The organism is Microbacterium sp. CCNWLW41 (assembly GCF_037083505.1).
In genome coordinates, this window is the sequence record NZ_JBAOJP010000001.1 from 548,119 (window position 1) to 572,149 (window position 24,031).

Genomic DNA, 24,031 nt, shown 5'->3' on the forward strand with positions numbered 1-24,031 from the left:
CGGCAGCGAGTGGTGGCTGGTGAACCAGTCGCGCCCTGTCGTCCCGACGACGGTGCCGGCGGGCACCGGCGCCGACTGGGCGGGGATGAAGTGGGGACCGGCGACGCTCCGCGAGCTGCCGTCCGACGCGGAGGCGGGGTTGCCGCCCGGCGCGAGGGTGGTCGTCGTCGAGGTCCCCGTCGATCCCGGCGGGCACCCCGTGGCGTGCTCGACGCCGGTGCTCCGGGAGCTCGACGGCGCACAGCGGCAGTGGGACGATGCCGCGTCGGCGGTGGACTGGGACTACGACCGGCCGACGGCCTGCGTCTCAGACGCCGACGGTCCCTACACCGTCGCCGCGCCGTTCCTCATCCCCGACGACGCCGCCGGCCCGTTCGGCGTGGAGCTCACCGTCGTCGACGAGCTGCCGGCCTTCCTCCGACTCGTCGTCCCCTGACGCGACGACCGGCTCGCCGATGAGGACGCCGACCGTGGCGTCGTACGCGCTGGCGACGAGCGCCGTGCGCACGGGCTCGATCACGAGCGGCACCAGCAGCAGCAGCGGGGTTCCCGCGACCAGCCAGAACGTCTCGAAGTCCTGAGGACCGACCAGGCGCGTGAGGCCGATGCGCAGGAGCTGCTCGCTCAGCAGGACGAGCGAGTACAGCAGCACGTACCCGCCGATGAGGATCGGGCCGCCGCGCCACATCAGCACCACCGCCTTCCACAGCGGCCGGAATCGCGACCCGACCTCCGAGCCGAGATCGCCGAGCCGTCGGCGGAGCCGCTGCGGGATGGCGCCGTACCGGGTGCGCGCGCGCTTCGCGAGCGGGCTCTCCCAGGTGAGCCCCTGGGGCGAGACGGCCTGGCCGTAGACGACGCCGGCGATCGTCAGCCAGGCCAGCGGCACGATCAGCACCACGCCGGCCTGTGCGATGAGCCATCCCACGGCGTCCCACGCCCAGCCGAGCGGGGCGAACCATCCGCCGACCCATTCCCGGGCATCCGCGAGCCACACCATGGCCTGCCGCGCCTCGATCCACCCCGTGAGCTGCCCGATCGCCTCGCCGATGAAGTACGCCGCGAGGAAGACCCAGAGCGCCTCCAGGTAGGTCGCGACGATCGACGTCCACCGCGGCAGCGCCTTCTGCCACCGCTTCCACGCCCAGCGACCGGCGAACGCGAGCACGACGACCCCGACGGTCCACGGCTCGAACGTCAGGTGGTCCACCGTGCCCGACGTGTCGATCTCCACCCCGGCCACGACCGCCATCGCCTCGCGACCGGTCTTCACGATGAGCGCCGCGTCGAGGTAGGCCGCGACATCCTCCACCAGGAAGCCGAGCAGGGCGTACACCGCGATGAACGGGAGAGTCGCCGACAGCAGCGCGTCGCGGAACGACCGGCGCCGGGTCAGCCGATCCACCGGAGCGGGTGCGATCACGCCGAGGCGCGGCATCGCGTCGCGGAGCACCAGGAGCATCGCGACGACGCTCACCAGCTTCGCGAGGATGGCGAGAGGAAGCAGCAGGATGCCGCCGATCGCGGAGTAGCCGCCGACGAACCCGGCGAGCTGGATGCCGGCGTACCGGCCCAGCGTCCCCGCGAGATACCACGCGACCAGCGCGGGCCAGTGCGCGATGATCAGTCGCCCCGCGAGCACGATCATCGCGCGCATGCTCACACCTCAGCGGCGCGCTGGACGCGCGTGTCCGTCACCCGGCCGTCGTGCAGCTCGATCACCCGATCGGCGCGCTGGACGAGCAGCGGATCGTGCGTCGTGACGACGGCGGCCAGGCCCCGCGCGTGCACGAGTTCGCCGATGAGGTCCATGACGGTGGCGGCGGTGCGGGAGTCGAGCTGCCCGGTCGGCTCGTCCGCGAGCAGGACGCTCGGCCTCACCGCGATAGCCCGCGCGATGCCGACGCGCTGCTGCTGCCCTCCCGAGAGCTCGCTCGGGCGCTGCGCGGCCTGATCCGCCAGCCCCACGAGCGCGAGCGCCTCGGCGACCCGCGCGGCCCGCTCGGCGGGCGGCGTCTTCGCGATGCGCAGGGGCACCTCGACGTTCTCGGCGGCGGAGAGGATCGGCACCAGACCGAAGGACTGGAAGACGAATCCCAGGCGCTCCCGGCGGAGCGCGGCCAGCTCGTCCTCGCCGAGGGCGGTGGCCTCGGCATCCCCGATCCACACCCGCCCGGACGTCGGGCGGTCCAGCCCGCCGAGCAGGTTCAGCAGCGTGGTCTTGCCCGCTCCGGAGGCCCCGCGCACCACTACCAGCTCGCCCTCGGCGACCTCGATGTCGACATCCACGCACGCGTGCACCTCGCCCGCCGGCGAGCGGAAGGTGCGGCTCAGCCTCTCTCCGCGCAGCGCCACGCTCATGTCCGATCCTCGCTCTCGTCGACGGATGCCGCGTCCCGCCGTCCCTGACCGGGCCAGACGCCGACGTGGTCGGCCTCCAGCGCGAGCCGCACGCGGTCGCGGAGGTCCAGGGCGGCGACGAACTCATCGGGCAGCTGCAGGCGACCCACGCGATCGAGCACGGCGTACTCCTCTGCGACGTGCTCCTCGGCGCCGTGCTCGTCCACCCGCGTCGAGCGCAGCACCTCGGTCGACGTGCGTCCGTCGCGGATCTGAACGGTGCGTGCGACGTGCTCCGAGACGCCCGGGTCGTGCGTGACGATGAGCGTCGTCACCCCGAGCTCGCGGTTCACCGACCGCATGGCCTCCAGGACGTGGGCGCTCGTGGCGTCGTCGAGCTCGCCCGTCGGCTCGTCCGCCAGGAGCACGCGGGGCTGATTGGCGATGCCCACCGCGATCGCGACCCGCTGCTGCTCGCCGCCGGACATCTCGGCGGGACGACGCTCGGCGCAGTGCGAGACTTCGAGCAGATCCAGCAGTTCCGCGACGCGCGCCCGCCGGCCGCGGGCCGACTCGGTGCCGGCGATCGCCAGCGTCGTCGCCACGTTCTCGCTCGCCGACAGGTACGGCAGGAGGTTGCGGGAGGTCTGCTGCCAGACGAACCCGACGCTGCGGCGGCGGAAGGCCACCCGCTCCTTCTCCTTCATGGTCAGCAGGTCATGCCCGGCCACCCACGCGACCCCCGCGGACGGCTGATCGAGGCTCGAGAGGATGGCCAGGAGCGTCGACTTGCCCGACCCCGACGCACCCACCACCGCCACGAGCTCGCCCGGGTCGACGCGGAGATTCAGTCCCTGCAGCGCCTGCACCTCGACGCCCGGCCCCGAGCCCGACGCCACCTTGAAGATGCGGACGAGGTCCGCGCACAGGATGTCGGCGTCCGGGACACCCCCCGGCCGACCGGCGGCGCGCGCCGCCGACGCGGACCCGCCGTCCGGCTGCTGCCGCTCTGCACCTCGAAGCGCCATCGCCCTATCCTTCCTCCACAGTGCGCAGCGCGCCCGCCGCGCCGACGCGCCGCGACACGACGAGAGCCAGCGCGGTGAGCAGAACCGCGGCGACGACGAAGCCCCCGAGGGTCAGCGCCAGGATGCCCGGGTCCAGAGCATACGCGGGCGCCACGGACGACCCCGTGAACGGCCGCAGGTCGACGGCGGCCATGACCACGACGGGCACCACCGCGCCGAAGACGGTTCCCGCGATGATCGCGGCGACAGCCGGCGGACCGATCTCCCACAGCGCGAGCGATGTCGCAGAGCGGGGCCGCGCGCCGAGGGTGCGCAGCAGGGCGAGCAGTCGTGCCCGCGGCGCTGCGGCGAGCGCCAGCGTCATGACGATGGCCAGCGCGCTGAGCAGCGCCGCGGTCCCGGTCGCGATGAGCAGCGCCGCCCGCACGCCCTGCACCGCCGGTCCCGACTCGATGCCGCCGGCGACCTGAGAGACGGTGTCGATGCGGACCCCCTGCCCCAGTACGGTCCGCACGCCCTCTGCGACGGCATCGGCGTCGGCCTCGGCATCGAGCGTGAGGAGCAGGGTGCGGGCACTGGAGACGCTGCCGAGCACGGCCTCCGCGGCGGTCGAGTCGATCAGCACCCAGTCCTCACGCGCGCCGATGGGGACGGGCCCGCGTGTCACACCCACGACCTCGGCCGCCACGCCGTCCAGGAGCAGGTCGTCCGGACTGCCGATCTCCTGCGCGGCAGCCGCCGAGGCGACGAGCGGCAGGGGCTCCGCGCCGGGGCGCGGCGTGACGCCGGGCGGCAGCATCCCCGGTCCGTCGCCCTGCACCTCGCGCAGCGTCGCCGTGTCGGCGACGAAGACGACGGTGCTCTCGTCCACACCGTCGATGTCGAGCCGCGCCGGCTCCCCGCCGGAGAGCCACGCCACGGCGGCGACCCCGTCGACGCCGGAGACGCGCTCGCGCTGCTCCTGCGTGAACACGAACCCCGCGACGCGCATGTCGGCGCCGATCCGCGCACGCGAGGCGTCGGCGACGCCGGTCTGGAGGGCCGAGAGCAGGATGCCGCTGGAGACGGCGACCGAGACGCCGACCACGAGCGCGAGCACCGGCGTGAGCCCGATGGAAGGCTCGCGCAGCGCGCGGGCCGACCCGAGGAAGCCGTCGAGCTCCGCGCCGGCGCGCGCACGGCGGAACACCGCCCGCAGGGGGATCGGGTAGAGCCGGAGCGTCACCAGGCACGCCACCAGCGCGAGGAGGAGCGGGGTCGCCGCGAGGAGCACGTCGACGCCGTCCGAGTAGCCGCGCACGAACAGGAGGGTGAGCGCGAGCAGAGCGAGGACGACGACGGCGCCCTCGGTGATGCCGCGCAATCGCGAGCCGCGGCGACCGAGATCGGCGCGAAGGGGTCGTTCGGCGGCCGACGGAGCCAGGACGGCGAGGATCCCGATCGGCGCGAGGCCGAGGAGGAGGACGGGCACGAGCGCAGCCGGAGTGGGAGTGATGCCCACCAGCACGCCGACGAGGAGCGCCGCCGCTGCGCCCAGCAGCGCTGGGATCGTGCCCCACAGCACCGCCTCGGTGCCCACGAGGCGCCGCAGCTGTGCGGTGGAGGCGCCGCGCGCCGACAGCAGCCGCATGCTGGACCGCCGGCCCTCGAGGATGAGCCGGCATGCCAGCACCAGCACCGCCGCGGCCACTCCCGCCGGTCCCGCGACCAGCATGGCGATGACGCCCACGGTGGCGTCCTGCTGCGCGAGCGCCGACTCGAGCTCGGCCGTCATCTCCGCTTCGAAACGCACCCCCAGGATGCCGGGGCCACCGGCCGTCGTGCCGATCACCTGCGAGACGGAGGTGAGCCTGCGGAGGGCGGCGGCGGCCTGCTCGGCGTCGTCGGCGGCGATGGCCGCGACGTCGGCCGGGAACCAGGCGTCCGTCGTCTGGGCCGTCGAGAAGCGGTACGCGTCGGCGAGCGCCGCCGGGTGTGCGAATCCGGTGCCGGTGACCAGCCGCGGCGCATTGCCGTCGTCGAAGATGTTCGGCTCGCGCACCGAGGTCGCGTGCTGCCAGAAGTCGTCGCCCTCATCGACCGGCTCGAAGGCTCCGACCAGGTGGAAACGGATCGGCTCTTGCGCCGGCCCGCCGATCGTGCGCGCCTCGCCGACGGGCCACTCCATCTCGGCGGCCGTGTCGACGGAGAGCACGATCTCGATGCTCGCGCCCTCGCCCGCCGAGGGCTCCGGCAGTCGACCCTCCACGACGGTCACGCGCTCCGAGAAACCCGGCGAGTAGGCGACGGAGAGCTGACGCGTCCTCGGATCCTCGGCGAGGGGCGCGGGGGCCGTGCGCGCGATCGCGACGGGAGCGCCGAGCACGGCCGGCAGCGGCCGATCGGCGGTGGAGCGCACGCGCTCGAGCTCGCCGAGGAAGGGCGCCCAGACCTCGTCGGTCTCGAGGGACAGTCCATCCCCGCCGATCTGCGGCAGCCCCGGCGTGGTGGAGACGACGTCCCGCACGGTCGGCGACAGCGTGTCGATCCGGTCGCGCACAGTGGCGTCGCCGAGCTGAGCGAGCGCGAGCGGCGCGGCCGTCGCGAGCAGCGACAGCACCAGCACGAGCAGGCCGAGGATCGCGCCGCCTCCCGCATGCGAACGCAGGTGGTGCGCCACCAGGGCGCGCGTCGAGACGCGGCGGCTCATCGCGCCTCCTCGCCGACCGTGGCCGTGCGCGCATCCCGCACCGCGCCGGCTGCGGCGAGCGCGACGATCGCCGCAAGGCCCAGAAGAAGCAGGGCCAGCCCGAGCAGGAGCGGCGGCCAGGCCAGCGTGACGCCGGTCGGCAGCGGCAGGACGCCGGGCGTCACGGCGCGCACGATCCCCGGAACGACCAGCCACGAGGCGAGCAGTCCGGCCGGGACCCCCAGCAGGAGAGCCGCGCCCAGCACGCCGCCCAGCTCGGCCGCGCGCATCGCGCCCTGGCGTCGCGGCGTCACCCCGAGGGCGCGCAGCACGCCCAGCTCGCGGCGGCGCGCGAGCGCGAGGGTCTGGACGATCGCGAACGCCGCGACCAGCGCGAGCACTGCGGCCCCCGCCGTGGCGATCCACCACGCGGGGATGAGCGCGCCCACGAGGGCGGCGGCGGTGCCGGGAGCGGCCGTGGCGACGGGCCGATCGCCCAGGACGGCGCTGTACTCGTGGACGGATGGCGCACCCGACGCCCACACCGAGTTCGGCGGCACGATGGAGGTGCCGCGCTGCAGCTGCGAGACCAGGAGGTTCTCGAGCGGGGCGAACACGGCGACCGGGCTCGTCGCGCCGGGGACCGCCGACACGATGGCGGACACCACGGCGCCCCCGCGCCGACCGGTGCCGTCGTAGCGGAACTCGAACGCATCGCCCTCGACCAGGCCGAGCCGGGCCGCGAACGCCGTCGTGACCACGGCCGCGAGGGGCGGCGCATCGCCGCCGCTCGCCAGCACGCCACCGTCGGCCAGCCACACGACGGCGTCCCGCGAACCGTCACCCAGCGTCACCTCTCCCGCGGCGTCCAGCGCCGAACCCCCGAGCGCCTCGACCTGCGTGAGCTCGACCGTCACCGTGCGGTCGGCGAACGTCGGGCCGGTGCCGGCAGCCAGTGCGAGCAGTCGCCACGGCGCGGTGCCGGGCGGCAGCGACGCCTCGGCGGTGAGCACCACCGTGCCGTCCGTCGCCGGCTGCAGGCCGGTCTCGTCGAGGGCGACCGCAGCCGGCGCTCCGGTGTCGTCGATGAAGACCGCGAAGACCGTGACCGAGGGGAGGGACGCGGGGCCCGAGAGCAGCGCGCGGACCCGGATGCCGCGCGCGGCCTCGCCCAGTGGCAGCGGCTGCGCGGCCACGGCGTCGGGCACCGTCGCCGCGGCGGCCAGGGCGGCCTTGTCGACCAGACCGCCGGCCGCGGCGACGACGGGTCCGACCGCGGGAAGGGGCACCGCCACCAGCGGGGCGGTGGTCTCGCCGACCTCGAGGAGGGCCGTCAGCGCGGGGGCCGCGGCATCCACCCCCTCCACTTCGGCGGCGGCGGCGACGTCGCCGGGCGACACGGACTGCGGGGAGGTGTCCACGCGCAGGTCGGCGCCGGCGCGCAGCGCCGACGAGTCCGACGTCATCGCGCGCCAGGTCGCGGAGTAGGCGGACGCGAACACCGTCAGCGAGACCGCGAGCACGACCAGCAGCACGGCCACCGCGTACACCGGAAGGCGGCGGGCGACCTGCCGGGCCGGGTATGCGGGCTCGAGCAACGGGATCCCCGCGGCGGCTCCGGTCCATGCGGCCGCACCGGCGCCGAAGACGGCCAGCGCCAGGATCGCTCCCGCCAGCAGCAGGACGGCGGGAGCGACGGCGACGATCGGGTCGAACCCGGCGCCGCGGCCCTGCGGCAGCTGCCACACGACCAGCGCCGCGGCCAGCAGCACCACGACCACGAAGGCGCCTGTCGTCGCACCCGCGGCGCGAGCGGTGGCGCGACGCCGCTCGCCTCGGCGCAGGGCGACCGTGAACACGGCCACGAGCGCGACGGCGAGAGCCGTCGCCCACGGCCACTGCAGCAAGACGTCCGCCGGACCGGAACCGGTGACCGCGGCGGCCGCGGCGGCGAGGACGACGCCCATGAGCGCACCGGCGACGGCGATCGACGCGCCCTCGGCAGCGTCGGCGGTCCACCCCTGCGCGCCGGAGAGGCCACGCGCACGGATGGCCGCCGTCTCCTGCTCCCGCGCCGTGGCGACGAGGCGGGCCAGCTGCGCGACGGCGGTGCCGGCGAGGAGCGCGACCAGGATCACCAGAGCGGGAACGGCGGAGGCGAGGGCGGCGGCGCCCTCCGCGACCTGTGCGGCGACGACGTCGGGCTCGACTCCGGGAGGCGCGGGCGTTCCCGCCGCGGCGACCGCGCGGGCGAGCGTCGCCGGCAGCAGGCACACCGTGGCGACCGCGACAGCGACGGCAGCCGCGGCGCTCACGAGCAGCCCGGCGCGCGCACGACCACGGGCCGCGAGCAGCCGCACGGAGGAGACGGCGCGGCGATCGGGCATGGGCTCGGTCCTCCGCGGTTCGTCTGGCGCTGACGTGGGTTGCCTCCGAACCTAACCGACGCGGGCGGCGAGCCGCGATCGGGCGGGCCCTCCCGGCGCGGCCGAGAAACGCAAAGGCCCGTGGGGCCCCTTCCGGGACCTCACGGGCCTGCTGTGCGCGAGGGGGGAGTTGAACCCCCACGCCCTTTCGGGCACTGGCACCTGAAGCCAGCGCGTCTGCCTATTCCGCCACTCGCGCGAGCCGCGGGATCCAGATCCCGCGAAACTCAACTTCCCGAGGATATCATGCGTCGCCGCCGGGTCCGAACTCGCCTGGTCGCGTGGGCGATCCACGACGGGTACAGGCTGTGCAACTAGCATGTAGCAACCGGCACCCCCCTCAAGAGGAGCTCCGTGGGACTACTTGACAGCTTCGAGAAAGGTCTCGAACGCGCCGTGAACAGCGCGTTCGCCAAGACCTTCCGCAGCGGCATCCAGCCCGTCGAGATCGCATCGGCCCTGCGCAGCGAGCTCGACAAGAAAGCCGCGGTGGTCAGCCGGGATCGCATCCTCGCGCCGAACACCTTCACGGTGTTGCTCTCGCCGGCCGACGACGACCGCATGTCGAACCTCGGCGACGCGCTCACGCACGAGCTCGACACGCTCGTGCACAAGCACGCCAAGGCGCAGGGCTACTCCTTCGCCGGACCCGTCTCGATCTCGCTGCGGCGCGACGACCAGCTATCCACCGGCACGCTGCGGGTGGAGTCGACCGCCGCGCAGGGCGGACGGGTGGCATGGCGCGGCGTGCTCGACGTCGAGGGCCGCCGCATCCCGCTGACCAAGTCGCGGACGGTGATCGGACGCGGGAGCGACGCCGACATCACCGTCGCCGACTCCGGCACGAGCCGCAAGCACGTCGAGATCCTGTGGGACGGCGAGCGCGCGATGGTCCGCGACCTGAACTCGACCAACGGCACGATGCTCGATGGCCGCAAGGTGACCGAGGGCGCGCTCGCGCCGGACTCGACGGTGCGCATCGGCCGCACCGACATCGTCTTCCGCGTGGTCGCGCAGGCCGCCGCCCCACGCCCCGCCGCGCCCGCCGAGGACGCCACCCGCGTCTTCGACGCGCCGCCGTACGACGCGCGGGAGAGGGGGCCGCTGGCATGAGCGAGCTCACCCTGCTCCTGCTGCGCATCGGCTTCCTGGTCCTGCTGTGGGCGTTCGTCTTCGGCGTGGTCTACTCGCTGCGCGCCGACCTGTTCGGCGTGAAGGTCAGGCGGATGCCGGATGCCGCAGCCGCTGCAGCCGGGCCGGCCGCAGCGCCCGCCGCCTCGGCCTCGGCCGCGACGTCGGCCGTCGGACAGGCCCCCCCACCGCTCCCGCCGACGCCGCGCGGACCGGCGACCACCTCGACCGCGGCGCGCATCGTGATCACGAGCGGGCCGAAGACGGGGCTCGAGCTGCCCCTGGGCAACGAGCCGCTCACGATCGGCCGGTCGAGCGAGTCGGGGCTCGTCGTGCGCGACGACTACACGTCCAGCCACCACGCGCGTCTGGTGCTGTGGGGCGACCAGTGGATGATCCAGGACCTCGACTCGACGAACGGCACCTGGCACGACGGCGCGCGCGTGACCGCCCCGGTCCCCGTGAACCTCGGCGCTCCGATCAAGGTCGGTGCGACGACGTTCGAGCTGCGGAAGTAGCGGGCGGACTCCTCGCACATGGTCTTCCAGGGCTCGAGCGCCGCCATCTCGCACACCGGCAAGGTGCGCTCCAACAATCAGGACTCCGGCTATGCCGGCTCCAACCTGTTCGTGGTCGCCGACGGCATGGGCGGGCATGCGGGCGGCGATGTCGCCTCCAGCCTCGCGATCGCGCGGCTCGAGGCCCTCGACCGGCCGTACGACTCGACGGCCGAGGCCGAACGGGCGCTCCGGGATGCCATCGCCGACGCCGCCGTCGACCTCATCGACACCGTGAACGTCCGGCCCGAGCTCGCCGGCATGGGCACGACCGTGAGCGCGCTCATCATGGTGGACGACTACGCCGTGATCGCCCACATCGGCGACTCGCGCATCTACCTCTACCGCGACGGCGCCCTGACGCAGATCACGACCGACCACACGTTCGTGCAGCGCCTCGTCGATTCGGGACGCATCACGCCGGAAGAGGCCCGCTACCACCCGCGCCGCTCCGTGCTGATGCGGGTGCTGGGCGACATGGACGCCGACCCGGAGCTCGACACCTTCATCATGCCGACGCAGCCGGGCGACCGCTGGCTGCTGTGCTCCGACGGGCTGTCGGGCGTCGTCGACGACCCGCACACCGCCAAGGCCCTCAGCCTCGGCCTGGCCCCCGGCCGGACGGCCGACACCCTGCTGAAGCAGGCCCTCGACGGGGGCGCCCCCGACAACGTCACGATCGTGCTCGTCGACGTCGGCGGGCAGCATCCGCTCTTCTCCGGCACCCCCACGATCGTCGGCTCCGCGTCCAACCCGGTCGGCGTCGAGGTGCCCGCGGCCGCCCCGCGGCGGTCGAGCTGGCTGCACCCGAACCGCCAGGCGGCCAACGAGCCGACGCACTTCGAGCCGGCGGCCGAGTTCCTCGAGGAGCTCATCGAGGAGGACCGGCGCCGTGCCCGCCGCCGCCGAATCGGCTGGATCACGGGCGTCGCGCTCGTGCTCGCCCTGCTCGCCGGGGCCGCGTGGATCGGCTACCAGTGGACGCAGACCCGGTACTTCGTCGGCGCCGACGAGGACACCGTGGTCATCTATCAGGGCGTTCAGCAGAACATCGGACCCATCTCGCTGTCGACGCCGTACGAGGACACCGGCATCCCGCTGGACGATCTCTCGGACTTCGCGCGAGCGACCGTGGAGGGCACGATCTCGGCGAGCTCCCTCTCAGATGCGCGCCGTATCGTCGCCGACATCAGCGACTTGGCGGGAGGAGCCGGATGAGCGCGTCCACGAGCACGCCCGCGGATCCGGTCGCGGCCGACACCGCGGTGATCCGCGCGCTGCGCCGCCTGCGCGTGCCACAGACGCAGCGCAACCGCGAGCTGGCGCTGCTGGTGTTCGCCTTCCTCATCAACGGCTCGGCGGTGGCCCTCGTCCAGCTCGGTGCGCTCGGCGCGATCGACTGGACCTTCCTCGTCTACTGCGGCGGGCTGACCGCGCTGGTCATCGCGCTGCACATCCTGCTGCGCCTGCGCGCCCGCGCCGCGGATCCCTTCGTCGTGCCGATCGCGACCATCCTCACGGGTCTCGGACTCGCGATGATCTACCGACTCGACCTGCACTGGGACCGCCACGGCTGGAACGCGTACTCCACGAGGCAGCTGGCGTGGGCGGCGATCGCGCTGGTGGCGGCGATCCTCGTGGTGATGTTCCTGCGCAACTACCGGGTGCTGTTCCGGTACACCTACATCTTCGGCTTCGTCGGCATCCTGCTGCTCATCCTGCCGATCATCCCGGGCCTCGGAACGGACGCCAACGCCGACGTGTGGGTCTCGCTCGGGTTCTTCTCGTTCCAGCCGGGCGAGCTGGCCAAGATCGCGCTGGGCATCTTCTTCGCCGGATACCTGGTGCGCACCAGGGAGAGCCTGACCTCGACGGGCACCCGCTTCCTCGGCATCACGTGGCCGCGGGCGCGCGAGCTCGGACCGCTGCTGGTGATCTGGCTCGTCTCGCTCGGCATCATCGTCATGCAGCGCGACCTCGGCACGGGCCTGCTCATCTTCGGGATGTTCGTCGCGATGCTCTACGTCGCGACGGGCAAGACGAGCTGGGTGCTCATCGGCGTGCTGCTGGCCGCCGCCGGGGCGGCCCTGGCGTCGCAGGTGCTGCCATACGTGCAGGGGCGCTTCCGCAACTGGCTGGACGCGTTCAACCCCGAGCTGATGGACAACTCCAGCTACCAGCTGGTGAACGGCCTGTTCGGCATGGCCAACGGCGGTCTCATCGGCACGGGACTCGGTCAGGGAAGGCCGTACCTGACACCCGTCGCCGAGAGCGACTACATCCTCCCGGCGCTCGGCGAGGAGCTCGGCCTCATCGGCGTCTTCGCCATCCTGTGCCTCTACATGGTGTTCACCAGCCGCGGCATCCGCATCGGACTGGCCGGCCAGGACGACTTCGGCAAGCTGCTGGCGACCGGGCTGTCGTTCACCATCGCGCTGCAGGTGTTCATCATGGTCGGCGGGGTCACGCGCCTCATCCCGCTCACCGGCCTCACCACGCCGTTCCTCGCGGCGGGCGGGTCGTCGCTCGTGGCGAACTGGATCATCGTCGCGCTGCTGCTGCGCATCTCGGACGCGGTGCGCAGCCGTCCGCGGGTGGTGATCGGCTGACATGACGAAAGAACTCCGTCGCCTCAGCATCCTGATGCTGCTCATGTTCCTCGCCCTCTTCGCGTCCACGAGCTGGATCCAGGTGATCCAGTCCGACGAGCTCGGCGCGAACCCCGAGAACCGCCGCGCGCTGTACGACTCGTACGAGGTGCAGCGCGGGTCGATCATCGCGAGCGGCTCGGCGATCGCCTCGTCCGTGGCATCCGACGACCTCTACAGCTGGCAGCGGGTGTACACCGACGCCGCCATGTGGGCGCCGGTCACCGGCTACATCAACCCGGCGCTCAACTCGGCCACCGGCATCGAGCAGGCGATGAACCAGCAGCTCAGCGGCACCGCGGGCTCGCAGTTCCTCTCCCGCCTGGAGCGCATCTTCACCGGACAGCCGCCCCGCGGGTCGAACGTCGTGCTGTCGCTGGATGCCGACGTGCAGCGCGCGGCCTTCGAGGCGCTCGGCGACCTGCAGGGCGGCGTGATCGCGATCGAGCCGTCGACCGGCCGCGTGCTCGCACTCGTGACGAGCCCGAGCTACGACACCAACGTGCTGGCCTCGCACGACACCGAACAGGTGAACGCGACCTACGACGAGCTCGTCGCCGACCCCGGCATGCCCCTGTCCAATCGCGCCATCGCGGGCGACCTGAACCCGCCGGGCTCGACCTTCAAGCTGGTGACGGCGTCGGCCGCGCTGGCCTCCGGCGAGTACACGCCGGACTCGCAGCTGCCGAACCCGGCGACGTACCAGCTGCCGCAGTCCAGCAGCGTGGTGCACAACGCCAGCGGCGGGACGTGCGGTCCCGGTGAGACGGTGTCTCTCGCGGACGCCCTCCGGCTCAGCTGCAACATCCCGTTCGCGGAGCTCGCGGTCGAGCTCGGCGACACCGCGATCCGCGAGGAGGCGGAGAAGTACGGCTTCAACGTCCCGGTGGAGATCCCGCTCGTCTCGACGCCGTCGGGCTACCCGCGCACGATCCAGGACGACGCCCAGACGGCGCTGAGCGGCTTCGGTCAGGGCCAGGTGACCGCGACTCCCCTGCAGATCGCGATGGTGTCGGCGGGCATCGCCAACGGCGGGATCGTCATGAACCCCCGCATGGTCGACCGCGTGATCGGACCGGATCTCTCGGTCCAGCAGACATTCGAAGACACCGAATTCGGGCGGGCTCTCGACGCCGATCTCGCAGAGGAGCTGGTCGCCATGATGGTCGCCAATGTCAGTGACGGCGCTGCGTCGGGTGCAAGAATAGACGGAGTCGACGTGGCCGGTAAGACCGGTACCGCGGAGAACGGAACCGGCGAACCATACACGCTGTGGTTCACCGGGTTCGCACCCGCGCAGAGCCCGGAAGTCGCCGTCGCCGTCGTCGTGGAAGACGGCGGCGGGCAAGGGCAATCGGGCAGCGGCAACACCATCGCCGCTCCTATCGCGAAGAAGGTCATGGAGGCGGTGCTGGGACGATGAGACCGACGCAGGGCGTGACCTTCGGCGGCCGCTACGAACTCGACTCGCGCATAGCGATCGGCGGCATGGGCGAGGTCTGGGAGGCGACAGACCACGTCATCGGACGCACGGTCGCAATCAAGATCCTCAAAGACGAGTACATGGGCGATCCCGGGTTCCTGGAGCGCTTCCGCGCCGAGGCCCGGCATGCCGCGCTGGTCAACCACGAGGGCATAGCGAGCGTGTTCGACTACGGCGAGGAGAACGGCAGCGCGTTCCTGGTCATGGAGCTCGTTCCCGGCGAGGCGCTGTCGACGATCCTCGAGCGCGACGTGTCGCTCTCGACCGACAAGACCCTGGATGTCGTCGCGCAGACCTCCGCCGCCCTGCAGGCCGCGCACGCCGCGGGGCTCGTGCACCGCGACATCAAGCCCGGCAACCTGCTCATCACGCCGGACGGGCGCGTCAAGATCACCGACTTCGGCATCGCACGCATCGCCGACCAGGTGCCGCTCACCGCGACGGGCCAGGTGATGGGCACCGTCCAGTACCTGTCGCCCGAGCAGGCCTCCGGTCACCCGGCCTCGCCGGCCACCGACATCTACTCGCTGGGCATCGTCGCGTACGAGAGCCTCGCCGGGAAGCGTCCCTTCACCGGTGAGTCCCAGGTGGCGATCGCCATGGCGCAGATCAACGAGCAGCCGCCGCCGCTTCCGGCCACGGTCGCCGCCCCCGTGCAGAACCTCGTCATGGCGATGATCGCCAAGAAGCCGGAGGACCGGCCCGCGTCCGCCGCCGCCGTGGCGCGCGCCGCGACCGCGCTGCGGCGCGGAGACGTGGCCGCCGCGGCCGCGGCCGTGCCCGCCATCGCGGGCGGAGCCGTCGCGGCCGATGCGACGACGCAGCTCCTGGGTGCCGGGGCCGACGCCGGCGCGGCGACGCGCATCCTGGCGACCCCGGTCGAAGAGGTCGTGACCGACGAGCCGGCCGAGAAGAAGAAGCGCAGCCCGTGGACGTGGCCGCTGATCGCGCTCATCGCGCTGCTGCTGCTCGTGCTGGCCGGCACGATCTGGGCGGTCATCGCCAACCAGGACACGCCGACCCCCGAACCGACGCGCAGCTCGCCGTCGGCCACCCCGACCCCGACGAACACGCCGACCCCGACGCCGACCACGGCGAACGTCGTCGCGGCGGACTACATCGGCTCGGACTGCGCCACGGCCTCCGCCGCGCTGGACGGCTTGGGCCTGGGTGCGACGTGCGCCGAGGGGAACGCCGCTCCCGATCAGCCGAGCGAGGGCAAGGTCTACGACGTCAGCCCGACGGGCAACGTCCAGCTGGGCACGGTCATCGAGCTGACGGTGTATGCCGGCCAGACTCCGATGCCCACGCCCACCGCGCCCACGTTCCAGGGCTCGCCGCAGACGGTGGAGCCCGGGGGCGACCTGACGGTCATGTGGGAGGGCTACAGCTGCCCGCCGGGCACCGGATCGGTGAGCGCGTACACCTTCACGGTGCAGAACGGCTCCATCGCGAACGGCCCGAACTTCCCGCAGAACGCCCGCAACGCGACGGTCACCGCGGGCGACGCCGCCGGGCAGACGGTCATCGTCACCTACAACGTGACGTGCAGCGGCGGGTCGGCGGGCAACCGCACCTCGGGCGAGTCCGGCGAGGCGACGGTGCTCATCGAGGCCGCGACTCCGACACCCGAGCCGACGGACGTGCTGGGCGACGGCTGAGCCTGAGTGAGTCCGGGGAGCGGGTCCGGTCGGCCGCGTGACCCGCTCTCGCTCGGATAGTCTGGCTTGTGTTCCAGGCAGGGAGTGACCGTGACAGCTGAGCCGCGTGTGCTTTCGGGGCGCTATCGCATCGACGAGCCCATCGGCCGCGGCGGAATGGCCAGTGTCTACCGTGGGTACGACCTGACGCTGGGCCGCGAGGTCGCGATCAAGGTCCTGGATCGCGAGCTGGCCGACGACAACGCCTTCCGCACCCGGTTCCGCCTCGAGGCGCAGGCGGCCTCCCGCATGGCCCACCCGACGATCGTGCGCGTCTACGACGCCGGCGAGGACTCCCTCACCACGCCCGACGGCACGCTGCGCCCGGTTCCGTTCATCGTGATGGAGCTCGTCAAGGGGCGCCTGCTCAAAGAGATCATCTCCTCCGGCCCGGTTCCGGTGACGGATGCCGTCCGCTACGTCGACGGCATCCTCGAGGCTCTCGAGTACTCGCACCGCGCGGGTGTCATCCATCGCGACATCAAGCCGGGCAATGTGATGGTGACCGACGCCGGCCAGGTGAAGGTCATGGACTTCGGCATCGCGCGCGCGGTGTCGGACGGCTCGTCCACGGTGGCCGAGACCACCCAGATCCTCGGGACCGCCGCCTACTTCTCGCCGGAGCAGGCCAAGGGGGAGCCCGTCGACGCTCGCGCCGACGTGTACTCCACCGGCGTGGTGCTGTACGAGCTGCTCACCGGCCGCCAGCCCTTCCGCGGCGAGTCGCCGGTCGCCGTGGCGTATCAGCACGTCAGCGAGGCGCCGGTGCCGCCCTCGGAGGTCAACGAGACCGTCCCGCGCGCCCTCGACACCGTCGCGCTCCGGGCGCTCGCGAAGGACCCGTTCCAGCGCTACCAGGACGCCGCCCGCTTCCGGGAGGCGCTGGACGCGACGGTCGACGGCCGCGAGCCGTCCAAGCGCCAGGTCGGCGCGCTCACCAGCGAGCTGTACGGTCCCAACCCGCGTCAGGCGGCCGAGACCGCCCGGTCGCTGCGTCAGCTCAGCACCGACACCACGATGAAGCGCACCCAGGCCGGCCCGCCGGTCGCGTGGATCTGGGCGGGCGTCGGGCTGCTCGCGGTGCTGCTCATCTCGCTGCTGTTCTGGGTGCTCTCGATCCAGCCGGGCGACGACATGCCCGCGAACGTGCGGGTCGTGCCGAACGTCGAGGGGATGACCTACGAGAGGGCCAACGAGGAGCTCGCCGAGAGCGATCTGCTGGCGTTCCGCGTCGACGAGGAGAACACGGCCGTCCCCGAGGGCAACGTCATCCGCACCGATCCCGAGGCCGGCACGTCGGTCGAGCCCGAGCAGCAGGTGCGGGTGTACGTCTCCAGCGGCCAGGAGATGGCGACCGTGCCCACGCTGACGGGGCTGGCGCAGGATGCCGCGATCGCGGCCCTCACCGACGCCGGTCTGGTGCTCGGCACGATCACGACGCAGAACGACGCCGGTCTCACGGCGGGCACCGTCATCTCGAGCGATCCGGCGGACGCGGCGAGCGTTCCGCAGGGCACCACGGTGAACCTCGTCGTCGCCTCAGGACGCGTCGCGATCGACGATGTGCGCGGGTACACGCTGGATGCGGCGACGCGCGAGCTGGAATCGGCGGGACTCACGGTCATCCCGGCCGAGGACCCGAATTGCCCGGGCGCCGATCCGGCGACCGTCCAGTCCCAGTCCCTCCCGCCGGGCGACGTGCCCGTGCGATCCGAGATCACCCTCACGTACTGCTCGGGGTCGTAGCGGGAGGCCCGACGCCGGACGCGCCTACGCGCCCTGGCCGCGCGCGCCCCGTCGCGGGCTCAGCGCCGCGCCGCGGGTCGCGGCATCCGCGTATCCGACGGAGGCGAGCCAGTTGCCCAGCAGCCGGTACCCGCCGTCGGTGAGCACGCTCTCGGGGTGGAACTGCACACCGAGGACGGGAGCGGTCCGGTGGGCGATCCCCATGATGACGCCGCTGTCGGTGCGGCTGGTCACGACGAGGTCGTCCGGGACCGTCTCGGGCACGATGGCGAGGGAGTGGTACCTGGTCGCGGTGAAGGGATCGACGAGTCCGGCGTAGAGCGCGGAGCCGTCGTGATGGACCTGCGACGTGATGCCGTGCATGAGCTCGGGGGCGTGATCGACCCGCGCGCCGAAGGCCTCGCCGATGGCCTGGTGTCCCAGGCACACGCCGAGGAGAGGAATGCCGGCCTCCGCCGCGGCGCGGACCACGTCGATCGACGCCCCCGCGTCGGCCGGGGTCCCCGGGCCGGGCGACACCAGGACCCCGGGGCGCCCGGCGATGTCGCGCGCGGGGTCGGCGATGCGGTCCGCCTCGACGAGGTCGGTCTCGGCACCGAGCTCGTGCAGGTACCCGATGAGGGTGTGGACGAAGCTGTCGTGGTTGTCGACGACCAGGACCGGCGCCGCCGGCATCGCCGAGGTCATGACCTCCGCCCGTCCGCGACGCCGGCGAGGGCGACGGTGACCTCCTGCGGGTTGACGAACTGGCTCACCCACGGAAAGACGTGGAAGAGGAGTCCGTACAGCGCCGCGGCGACGAGCACCACGAGGATCAGCACCCGCACCCACCAGGGGCCGGGAAGCACATGCCACAGCGCCGCGTACATCACGCCACCGCCTGCAGGGACGCCGGCTCGCCGGCCGTGCGCGGCGTGAACGATTCGAACACCCCATACGCGACGATGCGCTCGGTCATCGCGAACATGGGGCTGCAGCTGGTGAGGGTGATGTATGCAGTACCGGCGGGGACGTCCGCCGCCTGCGGCACCGGCAGCAGCACCTCCACCTCGCTCGGCGTCACGTACTGGAGGGTGCGGAATCGGTAGGTGAACCACCCCTCGGGCGTCTCGACGACGATGGCGTCGCCCAGGCGGAGCTCGGCGATGCGGTTGAACGGCTTGCCCCACGTCGTCCGGTGTGCGGCGACGGCGAAGTTCCCCGGCTGGCCGGGCATCGACGTGCCCGGGTAGTGTCCGATCCCGATGGGGTCCAGCGTGCGCGCCCGCGTCACGCCGCCGGCGACCGGCACCGCATAGTCGTCACCGAACCGCGGGATGCGCATGACCGCGAAGGTCTCGGCGTCGGCGGGTTCGGCGAGGACCGGGGGAGCGGCCGTGACGGGGCCGGCGGGTTCGGAGGCGGGCTCGTCAGTCTCATCGGTCGCAGCGGGGGCCGGCGGTGCGGGCACGCCCCCCTCCTTCGCCCACTCCTGCGACAGCGAGGAGCCCGTGGCGTTGCGCTCGGCACCGTAGATCATGTCGCCGACCCACAGCTGCCACACGACGTAGAGCAGCACGATGACGCCCGCGGTGATGAGGAGCTCGCCGATGACGCCCACGACCGACGGGCGCCGCGCCGGGCGCGCACTCGTCCCCGCGACGCGGCCGGAGGGTGCCACCGCTTCATCCACAGGGGGATTCTCGCACGCACGGGTTCACACCGACGGCCAGGCTAGACTTCTCTGCATGGCACGACCCGGCAAAGACGACGACCCGCTCGTCGAGCGCGCAGAAGGCGAAGCCGCACCCAACCCGGTGTGGTTCAAGCCGATCATGATCGGACTGATGCTCATCGGTCTCGTGTGGATCCTCGTGTTCTACCTGAGCGGAATGGCGTGGCCCATTCCCGGCATCGGTGCGTGGAACCTGGTGATCGGCTTCGGCATCGCCTTCATCGGCTTCCTCATGACGACACGCTGGCGCTAGCGCGTCGCCAGCAGAAGCCCCGGTCTCTGATGACCGGGGCTTTTCCGTGTGCCGATGCCGTCCGTCGTGGCATCCGACGGTTGTTAGCAACCCTGTTAACAGGTGTGAATTACACAGGTGTGATTCTCCCCACCTGTGGATGAACCTGTGGATAAGTCCACCCGGCCGCTCGAACGGGCAGGCTACAGGAGGATCAGCGAGGGGAAGACGACGGGCACGAACAGCAGTGCCACGAGTCCTGCGCCGACGACGACGAGCAGGCCGATCTGCAGGCCGCGCTGACGCACCGCACGCGTGCGCGTGAAGATGAACGCCACGAGCAGGCCCACCAGAAGGCCGCCGATGTGCGCCTGCCACGAGACGTTGAAGCCGGGGATGAACCCGATGACCAGGTTGACGCCCAGCACGATCGCGATCCCCGCGATGTTCGCGCCGATGTGGCGGCCGATCACCAGCAGCGCGCCGAACAAGCCGAAGATCGCTCCGGATGCCCCGACCACGGGTGTCGTGAATGACAGCAGCGTGACCGCCACGGAGCCGCCGAGCGTGCTGAGGACATAGAGGGTGAGGAATCGCCAGCGACCGAGCAGCGGCTCGAGGCTGCGGCCGATCATCCACAGCGCCAGCATGTTGAGGCCGACGTGCCAGAACCCGGAGTGCACGAGCGAGACGGTGACGAGCCGCCACGGCTGGAATTCACCGTTGAACTGCGGGTAGAGCGCGGGGGCCCAGTAGAGGAGCGCGCCCTGCACCGCGTCGCCGACGCCGCCGGGGATCAGCGACAGCAGGAAGACGAACGCGGTCAGCGCGATGATCGTGTAGGTGACGACCGGCTGCCCGGCAGACGCCGACAGCGCCCGCGGGCGAGACCACCGACGCTCGGCCTTGCGCTGCGCAGGGGACTGCGCCTTCTGCTGGTCGCGCAGGCACTCCGGGCAGATCACGCCGACGGCGGCGGTGGTCTGGCACTCCGGACAGATCGTGCGCAGGCACCGCTGACAGAGCACGAAGCTCTGGCGATCGGGGTGCCGGTAGCAGAAGTTCTCGCGGTTGCGGCTGAGGTCGTCGGTGGTCACGCGCTGCGGTCAGACCGTGGCGACGTCGATCGACTCGATTACGACGGGCTCCACCGGACGGTCGCCGGCAGCGGTCGGGACCTCGCTGATGGCGTCGACGACGGCCTTCGACGCGTCGTCGGCGACCTCGCCGAAGATCGTGTGCTTGCCCTGCAGCCACTCCGGGCCGCGGCCGCCCTGACCGGGAACCGTGATGAAGAACTGCGAGCCGTTGGTGCCCTCGGGCTGGCCGGTGATGGCGTTGCGGCGAAGACCGGCGTTGGCCATGGCGAGCTTGTACGGCGCGGTGAAGGTGAGCTCGCCGTTGATCTCGTCGTTGAAGTTGTAGCCGGGACCGCCGACGCCCTGACCCAGCGGGTCGCCGCCCTGGATCATGAAGCCCGAGATGATGCGGTGGAAGATGACGTCCTTGTACAGGGGGCCCTCGCCGGGCTTGCCCGTCGCGGGGTGCGTCCACGCCTGCGAGCCGTCGGACAGGCCGATGAAGTTCTGCACCGTGCGCGGCGCGTGGTCGCCGAACAGGTTGACGACGATGTCGCCGTGGTTGGTGTGGATCGTTGCGACTGCGGTGTGAAGCGGCATTCATACATTGTCTCAGAGTTCCCTGCAACCCCTGCCGTCCGGGCGGAGGTCTGGCAAGATGAAGGAGACCGACATCCCCAAAGGGAGGGCACCGTGAGCCTCAGCCGCAAGCGCAAGAAGGAACTCGTGAAGCTGCAGAAGCAGGCCAGCAACCTGTGGGAGACGCAGCAGGTCCTGGTCGGAGAGGCGGCATCCATGGCCCGCGAGGCCAGCCGCCAGCTCGGCAACTACGGTCGCGAGCAGGTCAAGCCGCAGGTCCAGGCCAACTACGACCGCTACGCCGCGCCGTATGTCGACAAGGGCAAGAAGGTCGTCAACAGCACGATCATCCCCGCCGCCGGTGCCGTCATGGGCTCTGCGATGTCGGTGTGGGATGCCGCGAACGACACGCGCGAGCGTCTGGCGGGCGGGCGCGGCCTCGATCTCAAGGCATCGTTCCGCAAGGCGGCTCCCGAGCCCGTCAAGAAGGGCATCGGCGCCGGCGGCTGGATCGCCATCGTCCTGGGCGTCGCCGCGGCTGTCGGTGTGCTGTACGCGGCATGGCAGACGCTGCGTGCCGACGACGAGCTGTGGGTCGCGGACGACCCGCTGCGCGCGCCGGATGCCTGAGTCCGCGACCGACGAGAGTTCCACCGGCACCGACCGCGTCCGCGCGGCCGCTGCCGCGCGCGGTCTGGCGATCGAGATCCGCGAACGCCCCGCGGCGAACAGCCTCCCGGAGGCGGCAGCCATCCTCGGCATCCCGCCGTCGGGGATCGTGAAGACGCTCGTGGTCAAGCGCAGCGACGACACGTTCCTGTTCGCGCTGATCCCGGGGGACCGCGCGATCTCGTGGCCGAAGCTGCGCGCCGTCGTGGGGGTGAACAAGCTCCAGTTGCCCGACCCGGCGCGCGCCCTGGCCGCGACCGGCTACGAGCGCGGCACCATCGTGCCGCTCGGCAGCACGCACGACTGGCCGGTCTACGCCGACAGCGCGATCGTGGGTGAGCGCATCGCGATGGGCGCCGGCGCGCACGGTTACAGCATGTTCGTGGACGCCGACGATCTCATCGCCGCGTACGGGGCCACGGTCGCCGACATCTCGCAGCCGATCGACTGACGGCTCGAAGCGCCGCGCCGCTCGACCGGGCGGCCGCGTCCCCCGCCGGGCCTCAGCGTTTCCGGGGCAGTTCGATGCCGGCCATCTCGATCGCGATGTCAACGAGCTTCACGCGCTGGAGCCCTTTGACATCCGAGAGGGGGAACCACTCCGCCCGGTCGGTCGAGCCGTCCTGCTCGTGGCGCAGGCGTCCGCCGGTGACACGGGCGCGGTAGACGATGCGGAGGGTATGCAGCGGTGCCTCGGCCTGCGGCGTCAGCCGCCGCCCCGGCGGGATGACGCGGGAGTGGATGCCGAGAAGTCGCTCGATCGCGACCCGGTAGCCGGTCTCCTCCCGCACCTCGCGGCGCGCCGCCCGCTCGGGGTCCTCGCCGGGCTCCAGCCCGCCGCCCGGCATCGTCCACGCTGACCGGCGCCCTTCGTTCCAGTGGGCGAGCAGGATCCGGTCATCGTCATCGACGATCACCGCGTAGGCAGCGACGCGGAGGTCCATGATTCACCCTAACCGCGGGGCGGTCGTGAGAACGAGAAGCCGGCCCTGGTCGGGACCGGCTTCGTGTGGAGGTGCATCTTCTGTGGAGCCTAGGAGATTCGAACTCCTGACATCCTGCTTGCAAAGCAGGCGCTCTACCAACTGAGCTAAGGCCCCGGGGCTTACGGTGGGGCTACCAGGACTTGAACCTGGGACCTCTTCATTATCAGTGAAGCGCTCTAACCGCCTGAGCTATAGCCCCGTCGTCGCGGCGCTTGCGCCCCGCAACCTCCAAGACTTTACCCGACGGATGGCGATTTCACGAATCGGGCTGGTTGACTGGTGCCGTGACCACGAACGCGCACCCGGACGAGCCCCACGGCGCAGGAGTGGGGCAGCGACTGAACTGGTTGCGCGCGGGCGTCCTCGGCGCCAATGACGGCATCGTCTCGGTCGCGGCGCTCGTCGTCGGCGTCGCCGGCGCGACCACCGACACCGGCGCTCTCTTCACCGCCGGCATCGCCGGGCTCGTCGGCGGCGCGATCTCGATGGCGCTCGGCGAGTATGTGTCGGTCAGCAGTCAACGGGACTCCGAGCGCGCCCTCATCGCCAAGGAGCGCGGTGAGCTGCGCGACATGCCCGAGGCCGAGCTGGACGAGCTGACCGGGCTGTACCGGGCCCGCGGCCTCTCGGACGCGACCGCCCGCCAGGTCGCCGAGGAGCTCACCGCGCACGACGCGCTGTCGGCACACCTGGAGGTCGAGCTGCACATCGACCAGGAGGACCTCGCCAACCCGTGGCACGCCGCGATCTCGTCGGCGATCGCATTCACGCTCGGCGCTCTGCTGCCGCTCTTGGCGATCCTGCTTCCGCCGCCGGAATGGCGGGTGCCCGTGACCTTCGTCGCGGTGCTGCTCGCCCTCGCCGCCACGGGCACGCTGTCGGCGGTCCTGGGCGGTGCGCCGCGCCTGCGCGCGGCCGCCCGGCTCGTCATCGGCGGCGCGCTGGCGCTCGCGGTGACGTGGATCATCGGCACGATGCTGGGCACGGCCGTCGTCTGACCCGCCAACGCGAAGCGCCGGCACCCGAATCGGATGCCGGCGCTCGG

At 72.0% G+C, this 24,031-nt stretch carries 22 protein-coding genes and 3 tRNA genes; 11 read left to right on the forward strand and 14 right to left on the reverse strand.

Annotated elements, in window-relative coordinates; translation table 11 throughout:
* Window positions 1-307: 307 nt before the first annotated feature.
* The 6 genes from V6R91_RS02350 to V6R91_RS02375 form a co-directional block, all read right to left on the reverse strand.
* Window positions 308-1,657, reverse strand: coding sequence for a hypothetical protein (locus V6R91_RS02350; RefSeq protein ID WP_336393982.1), 1,350 nt, complete (start codon window positions 1,655-1,657; stop codon window positions 308-310).
* Between the two features lie 2 nt (window positions 1,658-1,659).
* Window positions 1,660-2,361 (reverse strand): ABC transporter ATP-binding protein, encoded by a 702-nt coding sequence (locus tag V6R91_RS02355; protein ID WP_336393983.1) that lies wholly within the window; start codon window positions 2,359-2,361, stop codon window positions 1,660-1,662.
* The gene (locus V6R91_RS02360) at window positions 2,358-3,368 is read right to left on the reverse strand and encodes an ABC transporter ATP-binding protein (RefSeq protein WP_336393984.1); all 1,011 of its coding nucleotides are present in this window, start codon (window positions 3,366-3,368) and stop codon (window positions 2,358-2,360) included. The genes V6R91_RS02355 and V6R91_RS02360 overlap by 4 nt, the downstream gene beginning before the upstream one ends.
* A 4-nt stretch (window positions 3,369-3,372) precedes the next feature.
* Window positions 3,373-6,057 carry an FtsX-like permease family protein gene (locus tag V6R91_RS02365; RefSeq protein WP_336393985.1) on the reverse strand — a complete coding sequence of 895 codons (2,685 nt, stop codon included), beginning with the start codon at window positions 6,055-6,057 and terminating at the stop codon, window positions 3,373-3,375.
* Complete coding sequence (locus tag V6R91_RS02370) at window positions 6,054-8,423, reverse strand: FtsX-like permease family protein (RefSeq protein WP_336393986.1); 2,370 nt, start codon at window positions 8,421-8,423, stop codon at window positions 6,054-6,056. Before V6R91_RS02370 ends, V6R91_RS02365 begins: the two co-directional genes overlap by 4 nt.
* Window positions 8,424-8,577: 154 nt before the next feature.
* Window positions 8,578-8,661, reverse strand: a tRNA-Leu gene (locus V6R91_RS02375).
* 155 nt (window positions 8,662-8,816) lie between these two features.
* On the opposite strand from V6R91_RS02375, the gene V6R91_RS02380 reads away from it, so the two are divergent.
* From V6R91_RS02380 to pknB, 7 genes are all read left to right on the forward strand, one after another.
* Window positions 8,817-9,575 (forward strand): DUF3662 and FHA domain-containing protein, encoded by a 759-nt coding sequence (locus tag V6R91_RS02380; RefSeq protein WP_336393987.1) that lies wholly within the window; start codon window positions 8,817-8,819, stop codon window positions 9,573-9,575.
* On the forward strand, window positions 9,572-10,111 hold the full coding sequence (locus V6R91_RS02385) for an FHA domain-containing protein FhaB/FipA (RefSeq protein ID WP_336393988.1): 540 nt from the start codon (window positions 9,572-9,574) through the stop codon (window positions 10,109-10,111). The genes V6R91_RS02380 and V6R91_RS02385 overlap by 4 nt, the downstream gene beginning before the upstream one ends.
* An 18-nt stretch (window positions 10,112-10,129) precedes the next feature.
* Window positions 10,130-11,368, forward strand: coding sequence for a PP2C family protein-serine/threonine phosphatase (locus V6R91_RS02390; protein WP_336393989.1), 1,239 nt, complete (start codon window positions 10,130-10,132; stop codon window positions 11,366-11,368).
* Window positions 11,365-12,759, forward strand: coding sequence for an FtsW/RodA/SpoVE family cell cycle protein (locus tag V6R91_RS02395; protein WP_336393990.1), 1,395 nt, complete (start codon window positions 11,365-11,367; stop codon window positions 12,757-12,759). The genes V6R91_RS02390 and V6R91_RS02395 overlap by 4 nt, the downstream gene beginning before the upstream one ends.
* Before the next feature lies 1 nt (window position 12,760).
* Complete coding sequence (locus tag V6R91_RS02400) at window positions 12,761-14,221, forward strand: peptidoglycan D,D-transpeptidase FtsI family protein (RefSeq protein WP_336393991.1); 1,461 nt, start codon at window positions 12,761-12,763, stop codon at window positions 14,219-14,221.
* Window positions 14,218-15,942 carry a serine/threonine-protein kinase gene (locus V6R91_RS02405; protein WP_336393992.1) on the forward strand — a complete coding sequence of 575 codons (1,725 nt, stop codon included), beginning with the start codon at window positions 14,218-14,220 and terminating at the stop codon, window positions 15,940-15,942. Before V6R91_RS02400 ends, V6R91_RS02405 begins: the two co-directional genes overlap by 4 nt.
* 90 nt (window positions 15,943-16,032) lie before the next feature.
* Window positions 16,033-17,727, forward strand: coding sequence for a Stk1 family PASTA domain-containing Ser/Thr kinase (gene pknB, locus V6R91_RS02410; RefSeq protein ID WP_336393993.1), 1,695 nt, complete (start codon window positions 16,033-16,035; stop codon window positions 17,725-17,727).
* Between the two features lie 24 nt (window positions 17,728-17,751).
* Here the strand turns inward: pknB and V6R91_RS02415 are convergent, their stop codons facing one another.
* From V6R91_RS02415 to V6R91_RS02425, 3 genes are read right to left on the reverse strand one after another with little or no spacing between them, the layout of a single operon-like run.
* Window positions 17,752-18,402 carry an anthranilate synthase component II gene (locus V6R91_RS02415; protein WP_378880215.1) on the reverse strand — a complete coding sequence of 217 codons (651 nt, stop codon included), beginning with the start codon at window positions 18,400-18,402 and terminating at the stop codon, window positions 17,752-17,754.
* An 8-nt stretch (window positions 18,403-18,410) separates the two neighbouring features.
* Window positions 18,411-18,596: a hypothetical protein gene (locus V6R91_RS02420; protein ID WP_336395025.1), complete on the reverse strand. Its 186-nt coding sequence runs from the start codon at window positions 18,594-18,596 to the stop codon at window positions 18,411-18,413.
* Window positions 18,596-19,399, reverse strand: coding sequence for a class E sortase (locus V6R91_RS02425; RefSeq protein WP_336393995.1), 804 nt, complete (start codon window positions 19,397-19,399; stop codon window positions 18,596-18,598). The genes V6R91_RS02420 and V6R91_RS02425 overlap by 1 nt, the downstream gene beginning before the upstream one ends.
* A gap of 55 nt (window positions 19,400-19,454) precedes the next feature.
* Here V6R91_RS02425 and V6R91_RS02430 point away from each other — a divergent pair, with 55 nt between their 5' ends.
* Window positions 19,455-19,694, forward strand: a complete 240-nt coding sequence (locus V6R91_RS02430) for a cell division protein CrgA (RefSeq protein ID WP_336393996.1) — start codon at window positions 19,455-19,457, stop codon at window positions 19,692-19,694.
* A gap of 182 nt (window positions 19,695-19,876) precedes the next feature.
* Here the strand turns inward: V6R91_RS02430 and V6R91_RS02435 are convergent, their stop codons facing one another.
* Window positions 19,877-20,770: a rhomboid family intramembrane serine protease gene (locus tag V6R91_RS02435; protein ID WP_336393997.1), complete on the reverse strand. Its 894-nt coding sequence runs from the start codon at window positions 20,768-20,770 to the stop codon at window positions 19,877-19,879.
* A gap of 9 nt (window positions 20,771-20,779) precedes the next feature.
* On the reverse strand, window positions 20,780-21,352 hold the full coding sequence (locus V6R91_RS02440; RefSeq protein ID WP_336393998.1) for a peptidylprolyl isomerase: 573 nt from the start codon (window positions 21,350-21,352) through the stop codon (window positions 20,780-20,782).
* 93 nt (window positions 21,353-21,445) lie between these two features.
* On the opposite strand from V6R91_RS02440, the gene V6R91_RS02445 reads away from it, so the two are divergent.
* Window positions 21,446-21,961 (forward strand): DNA helicase, encoded by a 516-nt coding sequence (locus tag V6R91_RS02445; protein WP_336393999.1) that lies wholly within the window; start codon window positions 21,446-21,448, stop codon window positions 21,959-21,961.
* A complete protein-coding gene (locus V6R91_RS02450) occupies window positions 21,954-22,451 on the forward strand; it encodes an aminoacyl-tRNA deacylase (RefSeq protein WP_336394000.1) in 498 nt (165 codons plus the stop codon). The genes V6R91_RS02445 and V6R91_RS02450 overlap by 8 nt, the downstream gene beginning before the upstream one ends.
* Before the next feature lie 52 nt (window positions 22,452-22,503).
* Here V6R91_RS02450 and V6R91_RS02455 read toward each other — a convergent pair whose 3' ends face one another.
* The 3 genes from V6R91_RS02455 to V6R91_RS02465 all read right to left on the reverse strand — a co-directional run bounded on the left by V6R91_RS02455 (window position 22,504) and on the right by V6R91_RS02465 (window position 23,185).
* Entirely contained in the window at window positions 22,504-22,944 is a 441-nt protein-coding gene (locus V6R91_RS02455) for an NUDIX hydrolase (RefSeq protein ID WP_336394001.1), read from the reverse strand.
* A gap of 83 nt (window positions 22,945-23,027) precedes the next feature.
* A tRNA-Ala gene (locus tag V6R91_RS02460) sits at window positions 23,028-23,100 on the reverse strand.
* Window positions 23,101-23,111: 11 nt separating this feature from the next.
* Window positions 23,112-23,185: transfer RNA gene (locus V6R91_RS02465), tRNA-Ile, on the reverse strand.
* 73 nt (window positions 23,186-23,258) lie between these two features.
* Here V6R91_RS02465 and V6R91_RS02470 point away from each other — a divergent pair.
* A complete protein-coding gene (locus tag V6R91_RS02470) occupies window positions 23,259-23,984 on the forward strand; it encodes a VIT1/CCC1 transporter family protein (RefSeq protein WP_378879315.1) in 726 nt (241 codons plus the stop codon).
* The last annotated feature ends 47 nt before the right edge of the window (window positions 23,985-24,031 follow it).